The sequence below is a fragment of the Larkinella humicola genome, from assembly GCF_008727875.1.
Lineage (GTDB): Bacteria > Bacteroidota > Bacteroidia > Cytophagales > Spirosomataceae > Larkinella > Larkinella humicola.
The window spans coordinates 516,785-533,535 of sequence record NZ_VTWS01000005.1 but is presented as its reverse complement, the minus strand read 5'-3'; the positions used below and the strand labels follow the sequence as shown (position 1 = coordinate 533,535).

The window sequence follows — 16,751 nt, the reverse complement described above, 5'->3', positions numbered from 1 at the left end:
TTGGGTTAGAGATTGACGTTCAGGCCAACTACGTAAAGTTTGGTCATCGGGAAACTTTCTCCCCCGCCCCGCTCCGGATCGTAATTGAGTTTGGTGAAAGTGACGAGGTTTTTCCCCGTTACATAGACCCGAACCCCGCGAATGGCTTTGGGCAGTACGTTCGCCGGCACGTTGTAGGCCAGGGTAATGTTCCGAATCCGGGCGTAGGAACCGTCCTGATACGCCAGCGTCGACAGGTATTTCAGACCGCCGTTTTTATTGGGACGCGGATAGTCGTTCGTCGGGTTTTCGGGCGTCCAGTAGTCCAGCCCCGCCGTGCTGTTGCCTACGCCCTGCTGGTCGAAACGGGCCGAACGGTCGGAGTTGATCATCTGCCCCAGCCGGGCATACAGGAAAAAGTTGAGATCGAACCCTTTGAATTTGACCGTATTATCAAAACCGCCACTCCATTTGGGGCGCGGTGTTCCCAGAATGACCCGGTCGTTAACCGCATCGATCTTCCCATCGCCGTTCTGATCTTTCACCTTGATTTCGCCGGGCAACTGGATGGGCAACAGCTTGGCCGCCTGATCGGCTTCGGACGTTTGCCAGATACCCAGTTTCTCGTAATCGTAATGGACACTGATGGGCGAGCCGATGAACCAGCCATTTCCGATGTCGTTTCCGCCCGTAACCAGATCCGTAATTTCCTCCTTGTTGCGGGTGAAGGTCACATTGCTGGTCCAGCTCAGGTTGGGGGTTCGGATGTTGGTACTGGCCAGTGCGATTTCAAGGCCCCGGTTTCGCGTTCGGCCAATGTTTTGTTTAACGGTCGTTACGCCGGTGGTAGGCGGCAAACCCCGGTCTAACAGCAAGTCTTTGGTGCGGGTGTCGTAATAGTCGACGGAGGTATTGACCCGGCCATTGAACAACCCAAAATCAACCCCCAAATTCTTCGTGTACGACAGTTCCCAGCCCAACTCCGCATTTCCCACGTTGCGGGAAAACGTATACGCCGGAGCCACCACATCATCGTAGCCAAAGGCGATCCGGGTTAGCGTCGTCTGGGTCGCATACGGTCCCGAGGGGTCATTGCCCGCAATGCCGTAGCTGGCCCGGAGTTTCAGATCACTCAACCCCTTGATACCCTGCATGAAATTCTCGTCGATCACCCGCCAAGCAAAGGCGGCCGACGGGAAGAAGGTCCATTTGTTACCTACCGCCAGTTTCGACGAACCGTCCTGCCGGGCGGTTACCGTCAACAAATACCGGTCCCGGAAGGCATAATTGAGCCGACCGGCATAGGATACCAGGCTGTTTTTGGAATAGGCCGAATTGATCTTGATTTCCTCGGTGGCGCTGCCCAGCGAATAGAACAACTGCGACGGTAACAACTGGTTAACGCCCGAAGCCGACGCATTGTCCGAGGAATTATTCAGGTAACTGGCAATCCCCGTCAGCGTCAGGCCGTGCTGACCAAAGCTCCGCTGATACGTGACGACGTTTTCCCAATTGATGCTTCGGCCATTGCTGGTGTTATACGTCGCCAGCGACTTCCCTGTGAGCGACCGGGTGATGGATCGCGGGGATGAATATTCCCCATCCCGCAGCGACGACAGGTTCACCCCCAGCGTACTCCGGATCATCAGGCCCTTAATTGGGGTTAACTCAACGTAACCGTTTGTCAATACGCGGGTTGTTAAAACCGTGTTGTTAAACACATTGGGTTGCTCATCAGAAAGGGGATTCGCCGTTTGCCCATCCAGCATGATGTAGTTAAAATTGCCATTCGCGTCGTAGAGCGATCCGAGGGGACTTATTTTATTGGCCTGGTTCAGCGGGTCTCTCCGCACACTCTGGTTGTAATACGTAAGCTGGCTTTGCAACCCGATTTTCATCCAGTCGTTGATCGTAAAATCAACATTGAGCCGGCCCGTATACCGTTTCAGTTCATCCAGTTTCAGAATCCCCTTTTCGTTGAAATAGTCGATGGAAACATACGATTTCAGCCGGTCGGTTCCGGCCCGAACGCCAAGCTGATAATCCTGTTGCAGGCCATTGTGAATCAACTCATCCTGGTAATCCGTCCAGACGCCGTCCTGCAAAGCCTTGTATTCCGCTACGTTGGTGAAAATAGAGGGGTCATCGGCCGGGCTTTTCCAGACACCCGCGGCCCGCCAGGCTTCCCGCTTAAAATCCCGAAATTCGTTGATATCCATCGCCTTGGGATACATGGTGACCTGCGAAACCCCGGAGTAAGCATTGAAAGAAATATCCGGTTTTCCGGTTTTCCCTTTTTTGGTGGTGATCAAAATAACCCCATTGGAACCCCGTGATCCGTAGATAGCAGTAGACGACGCATCTTTCAGGATGTCCATCGATTCAATGTCATTGGAATTGATATCCTCCAGGTTGTTGTACTGAATTCCGTCGACAATGATCAGCGGGGAGTTGTTGCCCCCAATGGAGCGGTTTCCGCGAATCGTAATGTTCACCCGCGCACCGGCCTGTCCACTGCTCCGGGTAATGTCGGCCCCGGCAATTTTGCCCTGAGCCGCTTCCAGAACATTCGCCGTCGGCACTTCTTTCAGTTGATCGCCTTTGAGCTGAACCACGGAGCCCGTCAGATCCCGTTTCCGAACGGCACCGTAGCCAATGACCACCACTTCGTCCAGGGCACTAACATCGGGCGTCATGGAAATGGCAAAGGTCGTTTGAGTCCCCACAGTCACATCCTGACTCTGGTAGCCCACAAACGAGAACGTCAGCACCGCGCCACCCCCGTCCGGGACGTTGAGCGTGAACTTCCCGTTTCCGTCCGTCGATGTCCCCCGGTTTGTTCCTTTCAGAACGACGGTGACGCCCGGCAGTCCGGCCTTTTTTTCGTCGGTTACCGAACCCGTTATGGGGCGCTCCAACGCGTTCGGAGCCGCATCCGGCACCTGGCTTTCTGACTCCGGTTCCGTATCCAGCACGATCTGTCCGCCAACGATCCGGTAGGTCAGTTTCAGCGGTTTGAGCAGCTCCTGGAGCGTTTCTCCCAGGCGTTTATCGGTCACGGTAATCGTTACCGGCTGGTTGACGTTGATCGACTTTGAACTGTAGACAAACCGGGCGGCTGTTTGCTGCTCAATCTGCGCGAGCACGGCCCGCAGCCGCTGACCTTCAATCTTCAAGGTGACGGAACGGTTCAGTACCTCCTGAGCCTGACCATCGTGAGCGAGCGAGAAGCCCGCAAACGCAGTCATGAACACGAGCTGGATAAGGGATACATTCATAAGACGCAGAAACAGGGAGGCATAGCGGCCTGGTGAGTAGCCTGCACGCATTGGCGGCATTGGTTTCATGGAGTTAAGGAGTTAGAAAATAAAAATGACACGCATCAGGGGCGGTTATTGACTGCACCCCTTCCCATCGAGTACAATCGTGGTACCCTGAATTTCATAAGTGGCTTTCAGTGCCGCACAGATGATCGCCAACTGCGTCTCCAGCGGTTGATTCGTCAAATCCGCGGTGAGCGGACAGTCCTTCAAGCCGGGATTTTCAACTTCGATCGCAATGCCATACGACTTTTCCAGTTGCGCGACGACTTCCGAAACGGGCGCATCGTCGAACAGAAAACGGGATTGTTTTTTTTCATCCACGGCCGGTTCAATAAGCCGGGGTGTGGCGACGAGACCCGTTACAAACTTCTGTTGATCTGTATAATACGTAGCGGTTTGGTTGGGCGTAAGCACCACTTCCCGGGTGGCTGGCTGATTTTCCTTCGGCTGGTCATACACCGCCACCCGCCCCGTAACGACCTCAACCCGAACTTGTTGGGTGGCGGGCTGGGTTCGGATGAAAAAGCTTGTTCCCAGAACCTTCGTCACAACCGTGCCGGTATGGACATAGAAAGGCCGGGAGGGCATCTTTTGAATGGCAAAAAAAGCATCCCCCGTCAGGTAGACGGTTCGGTTTTGGGAGGCAAAGTGTTTAGGAAAACGCAGCGTGCTGTGAGCCGCCAGTTGAACCGTGCTGCCATCTTCCAGCCGGACGAGCAGCGGTTTTGCGGACGAATTGGTCTGTTCCGTCCAGTCCGGGCGGGTGTCGGTTTTGAGCGGATTGAACGCTGAAAACCGGTCAGGCTGCCACTGTGCGAAAAGCCAGATGCCCGCCAGCAGGAGGGAAGCCGCAATACCGATCCAGCGATACCGGGCGCTTTGCAGAGGCACAACCCGGCCCGAAACGGCGGATTCCTTCGCGTCCATCTTCCGCTGGATCTGGTTCCAGAGCCGGCCTTCTACGGTGGACAAATCAACCTCCTGGCCAGCTTCGCCCGGGTCGGTTTCCAGCAAGCCGTACCAGTGTTCAACAAAGGTTTTCTCTTCCGGTGTACATTCGCCCCGCAGGTATTTCTGCAGGAGCTGCCCAAATTCTTTTCGGCTCATAGCCCGTCGTGGTGGTTTCTACTGCCTAAGCCAAGAAACCGGGCACTGAACCGCAATGGATTTCATTTATTCTTTGAAAAGTCTAATAAATATAGAAGTAAACACAAATTATTCTTGATACTATTATATCAAAGAACGGTTTAAACGGAAGCGGTTTTTAGGGAATGCAGAATTAAAGAAGGGGAAATAGGAACAGGCCCACCAGCAGGTAATCGCTCAGGTGAACCCGCAGCACTTTGATGGCCTGGCTGAGGTGATACTCGACGGTTCGCTCCGGAATGTTGAGTTGGGAGGAGATTTCTTTTACGGATTGGTGCTGCAGACGGTTTAGCCGGAAGATCTGCCGGGTTTTTTCGGGAAGATCCGTCAATTGCTGCTCAACGGCATTCATCAGGTCCTTCAAGTCCAGTTCTTCGTCGGTGGTATACGTCGCTTCGTTGAACTGGAGTTGGGCGTGGAGCGCATATTTCTCCTGAACCAGTTTCGACTTGAAGTAATTAATGGTTTCATACCGGGCGGCTGTAACCAAATAGGCTTCCAGGCACTGTACGCGGAGGGTGTCGTGATGCTCCCACAGGCGCAGAAAGATATTCTGCACCACTTCTTCAACCGCATCCAGCGATTGAATTTTGCGCCGGGTTATGGCATACAGTTTCTTCCAGTAGCGCCCATAAATCTCCCGAAAAGCCTCCGGATCGCCCGACCGAAGATAGAGAAGCAGCATTTCGTCGGACAGTGATTGATACGTCATGGTAAAAGCCGTGCGCATTGTCAAAAATGCCCACTAAATAGGTCGGTTTATCACCCAGGATTACATCGGCCCGTTCAGCGTAGAAGGTAGGCTGAGAGTAGATTAAAATTTGGCAGAAAAATGGCAACGAACAAGTAATGGATTGACTTTTTTTACGCAATCGTTGCCGGGAACGTTGCCAAAGAGGAATTTTTAGGGGATGAATGGGAAAAATCGTAGACAGGGTGTTTTCAAAAGCTAGGGGTGGGCATCGACCCAAACCTGTCCGTCTTCAAAAATTTCCTTTTTCCAGATGGGCACCTGTTGTTTGAGGGTGTCGATGAGGTAGCGGCAGGCATCGAACGCGTCGGCCCGGTGGGGCGTGGCCACGGCAATCAAAACCGCGATGTCACCAATGGCCAGATTACCTTTGCGGTGAATGATCGTGTACTTCCGGACGTCCCAGCGTCGGCAGGCTTCGGCGGCAATCTCCTGCATTTTGGTTAGCGCCATGCGGTCATACGCTTCGTATTCCAGCCGCTCGACCGCGCGCTCGTTGGTGCTGTCGCGCACCGTTCCGAAGAAAAACGTAATGGCCCCGGCCGAATCCGTCGAAACGTATCGGTAAGCCGCATTCATATCGATGGGATCAGTCGTAATCGAAACCATAAGAAAATGATGGATTATGAACGATGGGTTATGAACGATGGCACTAGCCCATTCATCGTTCATAACCCATCATTCTATTTTCAGCCTCCGCTTACGGGCGGGATGAGGGCGATTTCATCGTTGGGATGGATCGGTTGATCCGCTTCAGCGTATTCGCCGTTGACGGCCACCAGCAAAGACCGGAGGCCATTCAGCGCGGGATAGTGTTCTTTCAGATTGTTCAGTAATTCGCCCACCTGACCGGGTTGCGGCAAGTCGAGCGTGAGGGCCGAAGAGCCGACAATCTCGCGGGTGATGCCAAAAAGCTGAACAGAAATTCGATTGCTCATGCTCAAAGATACAAAACAGAACGCGGGTTTGGAAATGGCGAAACCGCTTACCGAAGTTCGAACAGCAGAACCACCTCGCCCCCCAGTTCGATCTGATCGCCATGCTGAAGCGGGTAGCCCATCCCGGCAATATCGGCCCGCTCGATGGTATTGTCGGGGTGCATGATTTTCGTCTTGTTGCCGCTGGCGGGCAGCCCCCCCGGATCGACCAGCAGGGAATATTGTTTCTGCCCGGAATCATAGCGGATCGTGGCATGCGCCCGGCTAACCGCCCCATTTCCGGCACCTTGGTCCGGGTCAAAACCGGCATCGTCGTCGTTGAGAATCACGATGTCATTGGTTCGCACCCGGCCCGAGTTGGTTTGGGCGGTATGCCCGCGTCCGATGCAGAACGTGCCTTTCTGGGACGAATCGAGGAGATACTCTGCCTGCTCCGTTTGCCCCACCAGCGCCACAATCCGGGCCAGCAGCGGGGTGGTGTCGGGTTTTGACTGATCCTCGACCAGCAAACCCAGGTTACCTTCCCGGTAGGTCGTAGTGGGCCATTCATCCGCAAAAAGTGCATAGTCGAATCGCCAGTTTTTGGGCAAAACAATGTAATTGTCGGCCAGCAGGCGGTTTAATTCGCGCTGGAACTTCCCCGGCTGATTGGTCCATAAAACCACGCGGTAGAGTTCTTCTTCCTCCGGGCTTGCACAAAAAATCACAAGCTTGAGTCCCACGGGAGCGGTTTCCGGCTCGTTCTGATAAGCCCGCAGTTTGTTGACCACAAACCGGATGAGCTGATCCCGTCGCGGAGCAGCCGGGGGAGGTCCGGACGGAGCCGGTTTGGGCAAAACAGGGGCCGGTTCGACGCGCCTGACCACCTCCGCCGGACGTTCCGCAGTGGCTGGCGGTTCCGCCGGTGTAAATCCGAATAGTTTCTTTACCGTGTCCAGGATGCTCATAAAAAAGGGTGGTTTGGGGTTAAAAACTACCCAGATACCGGCGTTGTTTTAAAATGGGCGCCACAACGGTGTTGGCCAGGTTGACTGCATCGGCGGAGGATTTTCCCAACTCGATGCGCACCGTCACCACGGTATTCGACCGGCCGTCGGGTGTGGGTGCAAAAAAGACGTACCAGCCGTCATTCTCCTGAACGCCCTGCACAATCCGTTCGGGCGTACCGGTTTTGCCCGCCACCCGCGCTAGGCTGATCTTGCCGCGCCCCGCCGGGTTCGACTGTTCGATCATGAATTCCTTCAACTGCCCGGCGTAATCGGAACTTCGGGCTACGGATTTGCCGGTTCCAATCGGCTGCGGTTTGCCGGCTTTGGACACCACATAGCGCGAGGGCTGCAAAACGCCTTTGTTGGCAATCGCTCCCGCCATCCGGGCCAGGGCTGCGGGTGTGGTGCTCAGTTGCCCCTGCCCCCAGGCCAGTCCCGAAAACTCACCGCGGTACCGTCTCGGATACTGCAAACTTTGGTAGAGCTTCCGGCGAACGACAAACGAAGAATCGCGCCAGTGCTGTCGAATCTGAACGCGCTCGGCCTCGGTGTGCGTATCCGAAAAGGAGTAGCCGCCAATGTAATCGACATTCATCCCCGTGGCTAAATACAAATCGGCCAGTTCTTTATCGAGGGCCTGGTCGTTTGCCAGCCGGATAAAATAGACGTTACTCGACCGAACAATGGCCTTCCGCATATCGACCGATTCCCCGCAGGGCTCCGACTCCCGCTCACCCCGCCGGATGATCTCCTGACACGAAATGGAATACCGAACTGCCGACGCCGACGAACCCAGTTTGTTAAAAGCCGCCATCGCCGTCAGAATTTTGGCGGTCGAACCGGGGGCGGTTGGAAAGGTCATGCCCAGATCCCGTTCCGTCACCAGATACGGCAGTTGCAGCCGGTCCCGGTCCGACAGCAGCATGGCTTCCGGGGTTTTCAGATTGGGTAAGGGGTGCATGGCCGACGCCAAAACGTCGCCCGAAGCCGCATCCAGTACCACCACCGAAAGCCGCTTGTCCCGGTATTCGGATTGGGCCAGTGATTTTTGCAACGCCACCTGAAGATCCGCATCGACGCTCAGGAACAGATCCCGGTTTTTGGATTTTCGATTCGCGACCTCCCGACTATCGACCCCCGCCCGCAAAGCCGGTGCCAGTTCCCGGTAATCGTAAACCGACAGCGTCCGCGTTTGCTCGACCGTCGGGCTGAAGCGGTCGGCCCGGTAGCTGGTGGCGACGAGGTTGGTTTTGCGGGGGCGGCTGTTGAAACCGCGCAACTCGCTGAAGTGGGTGGCTTCTGCATAATACCCGTTGCTTTGGCCCCAGAACAGTTGCGTATTCAGATCACCCGTCCAGAAAAACAGGTGTTCGCCGAAAGGATAATACCGTTGCAGCCGTTTCTGGCTCATGGCTTTCACCTGATCCGGTTCCAAACCGCTTTTTTTCAGCCGGGACAATTGCCGGGTAACCCGCTCCGGCGAACTGGTGGCCAGCACCAGACCTTTCCGGTCGTAAAGGGTGCCCGAAGCCAGAACGCGGGTCAGTCGCTCGATGCGGGGATTATAGCTGTAAATGGGGTCGCCGTTGCGGGTGATGACCCGGGCGGGTCGTACAATATACTCGTTCCCGCGCCAGCCCACAATCGGCAACAACCGGCCAATCAAAACCGCTACGCCCAGCAGAAAACCGGCAATGCCGGCCATCAGCACCACATCGTAGTTTTTTTCCAGGTATTCACGCTGTTCGGCCTGGCCGGGTCGGTGGGCCACGCTGAAGACAACGCCCATCGCCATGAGGTTGATGATGAGCGAAATTTTTCCGTAACTCAAAAACGGCACGCTGATACCGGTCAGGGGCAGTAGCCCGATGGAGCCACTCGCAATGATCAGAAACTGCACCCCCGTTGCGATGGCAATACCGGCGACCAGAAAAAAGCTGAACGGCTGACCTGCCCGGCGGGCGTGCAAAAAAGTCCGGTGCAGCAGAAGGCCCATCAGCAGAAATACCGCAATGACCCCTAATCCACCCAACTCTTCGCCTACACTGGGCAGAATCATGTCGGTGTGGGCGGCTGGCATCGCATTCGCAAAACCTTTGCCCAGACCCTGTCCCGTCCAGCCGCCCGACGCCAGTGTCCAGAAACTATGGGCCAGGTGATCACCGCCGTACACGTCGTTGTTCCAGGGACTGAGCCAGATCGCTTTGCGGTCGGCCAGGCGGCTTCCCACAAAGGGCAACTGATCGCCAAAGGCAAACATCGCGATCACCATCAGCAGCAAAACCGGCGCTTCCGTCAACAAAGCGGCCCAACCCAGGGCGGTTTTGGAGCGGGCCTCTCCCCGCCAGAACAGGTACCCCATCAGCACCACCAGACTGAGAAGGGTGGCGATCCAGCCCGGCAAAAACCACAGGGCAATGCCGTAGCCGACTCCTGTCGCAAGTGTCAGCGGCAGGTTACCGCGCGCGATGCTGTAAAACAGCAAAAATGTGAAGCAGACGACCAGCGCGGGACCCATATCGCCCAGCAGCAGGTAAAGCAGCATGAGCAAACCGGCACCGGCCAGCGCGCCAAAGCTCACCGCAAACCGCCAGCGCAAATCCGGGAGTTGCCGGATCTGTTGTTCATTTGCAGCAAAAAAACCGGCGAAGAAGACCAACAATAGGTACTTGGTGATCTCGCTGGGTTGAAACGTCAGTCCCAAAACCGACAGGTTCACGCGAACACCACTGCCTTCCGGCCCCGAACCGATGAACAGGGTCAAAGCCGCCAGACCGAGGGCGAGTACCAGCCACGTCCAGCCCGACAAACGGACGGAAGAGCGGTTAAAAAACGTAAACAACCAATCAAACCGCCAGTCGGCATACAGTCGGCCGATGTTGATCTGGGATACGATGAGCAAGCCGAATAGCCCAGCCGCCACGCCCTGCAAGGTTTGCCAGGCGTATAAGGTGTCCTGCAACGGGTCCTGAATGGCTAATAGTGTCAGGACGGAAATACCGGTGAGCAACATAAGAACCGACAGCAGCAACGGATCGGGGTAAAACCGCCGGAGCATCCAGACGCCCTGCACGGCCCAGAAAGCCCCGATAAACAGCCCGACGATGGTCCAGAATTGTACGGTAAATGCCGTTGGCGTGCGAACAAGGAAAGCGTGATCTGACTTCAGTTGCCCGTAAACGACGGAGCCAATCAGCCGCAGTTGGTGGGGGCGGGCCGTGAAGGTATAGGATTGGTCGCTGGTCAGTTGACTCGTTCCCCGGCGGCTGCCGAACTCGAAACCGGGTTTCAGGGCGACGACGCTGTAGCCAAGATCCGTCGTCAGGCCGGTGAACGAAAACCGCCCCCCGGCATCGGTGCGGGCGTAGGTAAACTGGTTGGGAAGCGTGTCGGGCTGGGCGGTGGCGGGGTGGCGTTTGAGTTGCACCAGCACATTCGCCACCGGTTGCTCTGTTTCCGTAAGCGCAACCTGTCCCGAAATGGTGGCTGTTCCGCTCCCCGCGCTCACGGTGGCCGGATACGGTTTCGGATTGCTGAGTTCGCGGACGTACAGAATGGAGTCGAAGCCCATCTGCTGGCGGGACAGTTGCAGGCGGTTCTGAAAATCCGCTCCGCCAATCCGGCTGCGCCACGCCACCGGCGCCCGGATCGAAAACTGCCGTTTGTTGATGGCTCCCAGGTTGTCGGGTGAGCCATTTAGGCCCAGTTTAGCCGCCAGGGAATCGGCTACCAGCGTCCGGTCGGCCGGATCGCTGTAGTAATTACCGCTATTGAGTAAACGCTGGATCGGTGTGGATTTCAAACCGGGCTGCAACGTGATGGCCTGCCCGCTGGCAAGGGCTTCTTTGGCCTGATTCAGACCGGGAAGCAGGTTGATGTACAAACGCACAAACAGCAGCAGCAGCAGGATGGATGCCCCCAGTAAATACAAACGACCAGACGATACAGACGTACCTTTCATGCAATGGGTTGAGTAGTTAATTTCCCGTCTTTGTGGTGTCAACGACGGTTTTCGATGAATCCGGTGGCGATGCCGGAACGGTCGGAATTTCGGGTTCCGTCGTTGTTGCGGGACTGCTGTCCGATCGGGTCGAATCGGTGGGGCTTTCGATAAAGCCCTCCGACGGCGTCGTTGCGGTATCCTCGACCATCTCGCCTGGTGTTTCCGACGCGTTGGAGTCGGTTTCCATCCGCGTCGAATCCGGTGCCGCCGTTGTGTTGACGTTGGTTTCCCGGGCCTGGTACGTATAAAAAACCGCCAAACCGATCAGAATAACGACCAGAATGCCCAGGCCGATGTACCAGCCCGTCAGGCGGTTTGCGGGTTCTTCTTCCGGCTCTTCGGGTAGCTCCAGTTGTGGCAGCGGTTCGGCGGCCACCAGCGTGCGCGACGACACCGGCCCCCGGCGATCGTTCGACCGGCCGACCTGCAACTGTTCCACATTCGCCTGACCGAACAGTAACACCAGCTCGTTGACATCACTCAGCCGTTCCGCCGGGTTTTTGGTGAGCATCCAGTCGAGGAGCGTGTTGAGGCTGGGCGGCATAAACTGCCCCGTTGGCAACACCAACGCTGGCGGGGGCGTGCGCAACACCTGCCCCATAAAGGTGGCGATACCGGCGTTATCGGCCATCGAAAAAGGCACCCGGCCCGACAGGCATTCGTACAGAACCACGCCCAGCGAATAGTAATCCGTGGATACATCCACGCCCCGGGGGTTGTCGAACTGCTCGGGGGACGCGTATTCGTACGTCATCAGCGATTGCCCCGTCATAGTTTGCGACTGTTCGCGCAGCCGGGCCACGCCGAAATCCGTCAGCAAAAAATGCAGTTCACCACTGGGCAGGAGTCGAAAAAGGATGTTCTCCGGTTTCAGGTCGCGGTGGATAATGCCCTGCGGGTGAATCGCTTTGAAGGCTTCGGCCATTTGCAGCCCCAGCCGGATGACCGTTGGTATTTCCAGATGTCCTTTTTCCGCCAGGAGTGTCCGCAGGTTGCCGCCCTCGATCCATTCCATGACGATGAAGGGCATGGGCATGTCGAGTTGAACCTCCCGCACGCGCACCACGTTCGGGTGACGGATGTCGGTCATCAACTGCGATTCGAGCCGAAACCGCCGGAGTGTTTCGGCGTCGGTGTTGAGGGTAAAATGTTTAATTGCCACCAGATCACCCGTTGCCAGGTGACGGGCCTTCAGAACGCGGGCGTTCGAGCGGCCCAGTTCGCCGATAATTTCATAACCCGGAAAATGCGTATTGACGCTTACGGTTGGCATGAGTCGATTAAAGTAACGAGTCGGTTTTGACGGGCATCACCTGCATCAGAGAGTCCAGATTCCTGGGCAAATCATACTTTAAGATTTTGCAACTGATCCGGATGCCCCGGTCACTGTCCGGAGCAATCCGAACGGGAGATGAATTGGGCTTTACATTCATAAAAAACATCTTCTCGGTTTTGTAAAGACCGCCTTTCTCCTTGAAATAGCTCACCTGAACCGCCACCGCCGGAAAGGGAATGGCACTGGGGTTGTTGAGTTGAATCTGCGCTTTCTTGATTCCGCCGAAAAAACCGACTTTAAAATCGAGGGGCTCGACGGTCAGGGTTTTCCCGGCCGCCAGAACCTGCGCCCGGAGTTGTTCCCGTCGCCGGGCTTCTTCCGCCAGCCGCAGGCTTACCGTGTCTTCCTCTTGTTCCTGATCACCCGGCACATCCGTCCCCGCAGTCTGATCCCCGGTTGGCGTATGGGTTGTATCGTTTGGTGTCAGCACGCTGGCGATGGGTTTGGCTCCAAAATCGGTAAGGACATAGTATAGCCCCGCTCCACCTGCCACAATCACCAGCACGAGAGCCGCCAGTTTTAGACTCCTGCCCGACGACTGGCTTTGGGGCGGTTTAGTCGGTTCGGGTTTTACAACGACTGGATCGGGTACCGGAACCCTGGCTGCTTCGGGCTCGGGCTTCGCCGGATTCTGCTGCGTAACCCGGGTGATCGGGGCGGTTTTAGGGCTGATCCGACCGGCCTGCAAATAATTCAGTTCGGCCCGTTTCAGCAACCACGTCAATTCGTCCGGATCGTTCAGGCGCTCACTGGCTTTCTTTTTCAATAAACCCTCCAGAAGCTCCGCGAACAGGCCCAGAGTTTGGTCCTGGCTGGTCACGGTCAGGGCGGGTGGCGCTTCGGTCAGCACCTTGTTCATGAACGTCACGATGCCCGAATGATCGTCCAGCGCAAACGGGACGCTTCCGTGCAGGCATTCGTACAAAACCACGCCCAGTGAATAATAATCCGTGGCCGCCCCAACGCCTTTCGGGTCGTTGAACTGCTCGGGCGACGCATATTCGTACGTCATCAGCGATTGCCCCGTCAGCGTACTTGATTGTTCGTGGAGCCGGGCAATCCCGAAATCGGTCAGCAAAAAATGCAGTTCACCACTGGGCAGCGGGCGGAAAAGAATATTTTCCGGTTTCACATCCCGGTGAATAATGCCCTGCGGATGAATCGCCTTGAAAGCACTGGCCATTTGCAGCCCCAGCCGGATGGTGGTCGATACGTCGATGCGTTGCTGACCGGTAATGAGCTGTTTCAAGCTCCCGCCCTCAATCAGTTCCATCACGATGTAGGGCAGTTCGGCTTCCAGTTGCACCTCCCGAACCTTGACCACGTTGGGGTGGGCGATGCTGGTCATGATGGCCGATTCCCGCTGAAACCGCCGGAGCGTTTCGGCATCGGTGTTGAGGGCAAAGTGCTTAATGGCCACCAGATCGCCCGTAGCCAGGTGACGCGCCTTGAGAATCCGGGCGTTGCTGCGGCCCAATTCACTCAGCACTTCGTAGCCGGGAAACCGTGTATCAAACCGGGTGGTAGACATCAGCGAGGGGGTGTTTTGGATGAATCAGTCTGGTTCTGCAAGGTAACCACAATAACGGCATCGCGGAAGGTGTCCTGTCCGATAACGGCCTGAACGGGCTGGCTCACGTTGCGAAAAGAGACCTTTGACAGATGCAGCTTCGTTCCGGGACTGGTCTCAATCCCGGTCTTGAAACCGCTAATGATCAGGTTTTGAAGGTCAACCGGCCCCGAGCGGGTGATCCGTAATGCCACCTGCGCCTGTGCCGTATCGGCAGGGACGAAAACCGTCAGCCCGGTTGCGCCCACAATGCTTTGCAGCGAGTCGGTAAGCAGCAGGGGCTGCGTGAGCCGAACCGTATCAGCGGGCAGCATCAGCCGGTGATCGGTGCTGCGATACGCCGTCTGCAACAATGAATCAAAGCGAGAAACCGTTGGCGCGATAGCCTGCGTCGAATCAGCCGGATCGCTGACCATCGGTGGATTATCGGAAACCAACGGATCGGATTGGCTGGGAGCCTGGTTTTGATACCAAACCAGTCCCGCAATGGTTCCCGCCAGCACCAGCCCGATCAGAATCCAGAAACCCGTCAGGCTCCGTTTGGCCGGTTCGGTCTTTCCCGAAGTCGTTTTTGGACTAATGGCTGGAGCCGGTTTTGACGACGGTTTCAACGGCAACGTCTGGTCGGTAGAGTTGGCAACCACCGGTTGCGGGGTGGCTGGCGTCGTGTTTTGGGCCAGAACGACGGTAATGTTGTCGTTGCCGCCTTGTTTATTGGCGAGCCCAATCAACTCGGTTACCTGTTTTTCAAGGGAAAGGTTTTGATCCAGAACGCTCTGAATCTGGGCCTGCGTAATCATATCGGTCAGACCGTCGCTGCACAGCAGCAGCAAATCGCCCGGCAGAAAGTCCGTTTCGCCCGATTCCAGAAAATCCGGATCATCGACCCGGTGCGCCATCGACCCCACTTCGCGCAGGATTTCGTTCCGTCGCGGGTGTTGCATGGCTTCGGCTTCCGTCAGTTCGTTGGCATCCTCCCGGACGCCCACCATCGAGTGATCGTGGGTGAGTTTTTCGAGGATGCCCCGACGGTATCGGTACAGGCGGGTGTCGCCCACATGCACAAAATACAGTTTTTGGGTACGGCTATCAGCCACCGCCGTCGTCAAGACACAACACATCTGCGCCAGTTGGGGGTTCTGCTCGCGCTGCGCATTGATCTGGTTGTTGGCAAACACGACGGCTTCGCGCAGCATCGACAACGGATCGCCGTTGGGCGTCGCCATGTACTGTTCGATCGATTCCTTCGCGATGGCCGCGGCCCGGTCGCCCCCGGCATAACCGCCCACGCCATCGATGGCGGCCAGCAACGCGCTGGATTCCGACCAGATCGTCGAGCAGATGAACGTATCCTGGTTATTTTTTCGGCGTTGGCCTACATTGGTCTGACCGGCAATGAGAAACGGATTCATTTAACTGGGGAAACGTGGCGAAATAAACAGTTCTACTGAATAGAACCGCTGGCAGCGCATTCTGTTGGCTTTATCGGGGTAAATCCTGAAAATGCCGGACCACCAGGATGAGTACAAACAGCAGCAGCAACACGACAAACAGCGCATCAATCATGGCGTTGAAAGGTTAGGGTGACCATGCTATTGAGCAGAATCTGAGCCTGATCCGGCAGCGCGTACCACTGCGGACTGGCGGGTTCGCTGCGCGGAATAAGCTGTTCGTTCACCCGGGTTTCGTTGCGGCTGAACGACGCAATCTGGAAGCCCCGGATTTCGTCGTTGTAGCGAATCCGGGCGTGGGGGTTCGAGACGTAAGCCGATTCGAGCAAAAGGTAGTTGGGAAAATGCTGGTTATCCGGCTCTTTTCGCGCCACCACGATTTCGCGGTCGCGCATCAGGTACGAATCCTCCTTGTTCAATTCCGCAATGTAATGGTTGATCTGAGCCAGTCCGGCACCCAGGCTGCGGGGCAATCCCGGCGCATGGCGGGTCGCGGGGGCTCCGACCGGTGGTCGTGGGGAGGTTGGTGCCGGTGTCGAAAACGTAAACTTCACGACAAACGCACCGGGTTCCCGAAAGTCGATGTGCTGGAAGGTGTTCGGGTCGATGTCCACTTTCTCAAACCGGTTGGTCTGTTTGACCCGGCGTGTAACGTGAATCCGGTCCGGTGATTGCGCCGGGTCGTTTCCGGGTAAAATACCGGTCAGGGCACCCACCACTTTGACATCCGTTGGCGTGACCGGTTCTCCGCCAAATTCACGCCCGCCCCCAAACTTGAAGAACCAGTTGGCGGCCACCGGCACCACGCGTTCGTAGTTCGACTTTTCGGACTCAATGAAAGTCGTAAAGGCATTCACCGCTTCGTTGACAATGACCGGAAACGCATTCTGGCGCGCTTCGTAGGTGTCGGGATGCAGAATGATCAAAAAATGCGCATTGAAAAGCATGCTTTTTCCGACGGATTCCCGCGGTACGGAGTCCTGAAAAGACGCCACCAGTTCGTTCAGAATGCGGGTATTGGAAACGGTAGCAACCGGATTGGTTTTGGGCTCACTGGAGGACGGCACCAGGAGATTCCCTAATTTATTAAGCCAGTTGCTGGGCTGATCTGCCATGAATGAATTCCGTTAGGATGGTATTGTCTCTTTAACGCTGAATGTAAAAGATTTCTTTTGATGGATCAAGAAGTTCCTGCGTCCGGTTTGGAGTAGGTTATACCGGTTCCAGCCCTTTTCCATTCAGATTTATAGTTTTTACAAAATAAG

The 16,751-nt window shown here is 56.1% G+C and carries 11 protein-coding genes; all 11 read right to left on the bottom strand.

What is annotated here, in order from left to right; genetic code table 11:
* Nucleotides 1-5 precede the first annotated feature (5 nt).
* Nucleotides 6-3,257, bottom strand: a complete 3,252-nt coding sequence (locus tag F0P93_RS21025; RefSeq protein ID WP_225309577.1) for a TonB-dependent receptor — start codon at nucleotides 3,255-3,257, stop codon at nucleotides 6-8.
* 114 nt (nucleotides 3,258-3,371) lie between these two features.
* Nucleotides 3,372-4,409 (bottom strand): FecR family protein, encoded by a 1,038-nt coding sequence (locus F0P93_RS21020; protein ID WP_150879585.1) that lies wholly within the window; start codon nucleotides 4,407-4,409, stop codon nucleotides 3,372-3,374.
* A gap of 172 nt (nucleotides 4,410-4,581) precedes the next feature.
* Nucleotides 4,582-5,178, bottom strand: coding sequence for an RNA polymerase sigma-70 factor (locus F0P93_RS21015; protein WP_225309576.1), 597 nt, complete (start codon nucleotides 5,176-5,178; stop codon nucleotides 4,582-4,584).
* Between the two features lie 219 nt (nucleotides 5,179-5,397).
* Nucleotides 5,398-5,808, bottom strand: a complete 411-nt coding sequence (locus tag F0P93_RS21010; RefSeq protein ID WP_150879581.1) for a molybdenum cofactor biosynthesis protein MoaE — start codon at nucleotides 5,806-5,808, stop codon at nucleotides 5,398-5,400.
* A gap of 80 nt (nucleotides 5,809-5,888) precedes the next feature.
* Entirely contained in the window at nucleotides 5,889-6,137 is a 249-nt protein-coding gene (gene moaD, locus F0P93_RS21005) for a molybdopterin converting factor subunit 1 (RefSeq protein WP_150879579.1), read from the bottom strand.
* A gap of 47 nt (nucleotides 6,138-6,184) precedes the next feature.
* Complete coding sequence (locus tag F0P93_RS21000) at nucleotides 6,185-7,084, bottom strand: FHA domain-containing protein (RefSeq protein WP_150879577.1); 900 nt, start codon at nucleotides 7,082-7,084, stop codon at nucleotides 6,185-6,187.
* A gap of 19 nt (nucleotides 7,085-7,103) precedes the next feature.
* Nucleotides 7,104-11,087: an FtsW/RodA/SpoVE family cell cycle protein gene (locus F0P93_RS20995; RefSeq protein ID WP_150879575.1), complete on the bottom strand. Its 3,984-nt coding sequence runs from the start codon at nucleotides 11,085-11,087 to the stop codon at nucleotides 7,104-7,106.
* Nucleotides 11,088-11,103: 16 nt separating this feature from the next.
* On the bottom strand, nucleotides 11,104-12,402 hold the full coding sequence (locus F0P93_RS20990) for a serine/threonine-protein kinase (protein ID WP_150879573.1): 1,299 nt from the start codon (nucleotides 12,400-12,402) through the stop codon (nucleotides 11,104-11,106).
* A 7-nt stretch (nucleotides 12,403-12,409) separates the two neighbouring features.
* Nucleotides 12,410-13,996, bottom strand: a complete 1,587-nt coding sequence (locus F0P93_RS20985; protein ID WP_150879571.1) for a serine/threonine protein kinase — start codon at nucleotides 13,994-13,996, stop codon at nucleotides 12,410-12,412.
* A complete protein-coding gene (locus F0P93_RS20980; protein ID WP_150879569.1) occupies nucleotides 13,996-15,447 on the bottom strand; it encodes a PP2C family protein-serine/threonine phosphatase in 1,452 nt (483 codons plus the stop codon). Before F0P93_RS20980 ends, F0P93_RS20985 begins: the two co-directional genes overlap by 1 nt.
* A gap of 146 nt (nucleotides 15,448-15,593) precedes the next feature.
* The gene (locus tag F0P93_RS20975; RefSeq protein WP_150879567.1) at nucleotides 15,594-16,601 is read right to left on the bottom strand and encodes an FHA domain-containing protein; all 1,008 of its coding nucleotides are present in this window, start codon (nucleotides 16,599-16,601) and stop codon (nucleotides 15,594-15,596) included.
* Between the last annotated feature and the right edge of the window lie 150 nt (nucleotides 16,602-16,751).

Bases quoted from the DNA above. Each gene is read 5' to 3' on its own strand.
- F0P93_RS21025 (WP_225309577.1), bottom strand. From the start codon at position 3,257: ATGAATGTATCCCTTATCCAGCTCGTGTTCATGACTGCGTTTGCGGGC.
- F0P93_RS21020 (WP_150879585.1), bottom strand. From the start codon at position 4,409: ATGAGCCGAAAAGAATTTGGGCAGCTCCTGCAGAAATACCTGCGGGGC.
- F0P93_RS21015 (WP_225309576.1), bottom strand. From the start codon at position 5,178: ATGCGCACGGCTTTTACCATGACGTATCAATCACTGTCCGACGAAATG.
- F0P93_RS21010 (WP_150879581.1), bottom strand. From the start codon at position 5,808: ATGGTTTCGATTACGACTGATCCCATCGATATGAATGCGGCTTACCGA.
- moaD (WP_150879579.1), bottom strand. From the start codon at position 6,137: ATGAGCAATCGAATTTCTGTTCAGCTTTTTGGCATCACCCGCGAGATT.
- F0P93_RS21000 (WP_150879577.1), bottom strand. From the start codon at position 7,084: ATGAGCATCCTGGACACGGTAAAGAAACTATTCGGATTTACACCGGCG.
- F0P93_RS20995 (WP_150879575.1), bottom strand. From the start codon at position 11,087: ATGAAAGGTACGTCTGTATCGTCTGGTCGTTTGTATTTACTGGGGGCA.
- F0P93_RS20990 (WP_150879573.1), bottom strand. From the start codon at position 12,402: ATGCCAACCGTAAGCGTCAATACGCATTTTCCGGGTTATGAAATTATC.
- F0P93_RS20985 (WP_150879571.1), bottom strand. From the start codon at position 13,996: ATGTCTACCACCCGGTTTGATACACGGTTTCCCGGCTACGAAGTGCTG.
- F0P93_RS20980 (WP_150879569.1), bottom strand. From the start codon at position 15,447: ATGAATCCGTTTCTCATTGCCGGTCAGACCAATGTAGGCCAACGCCGA.
- F0P93_RS20975 (WP_150879567.1), bottom strand. From the start codon at position 16,601: ATGGCAGATCAGCCCAGCAACTGGCTTAATAAATTAGGGAATCTCCTG.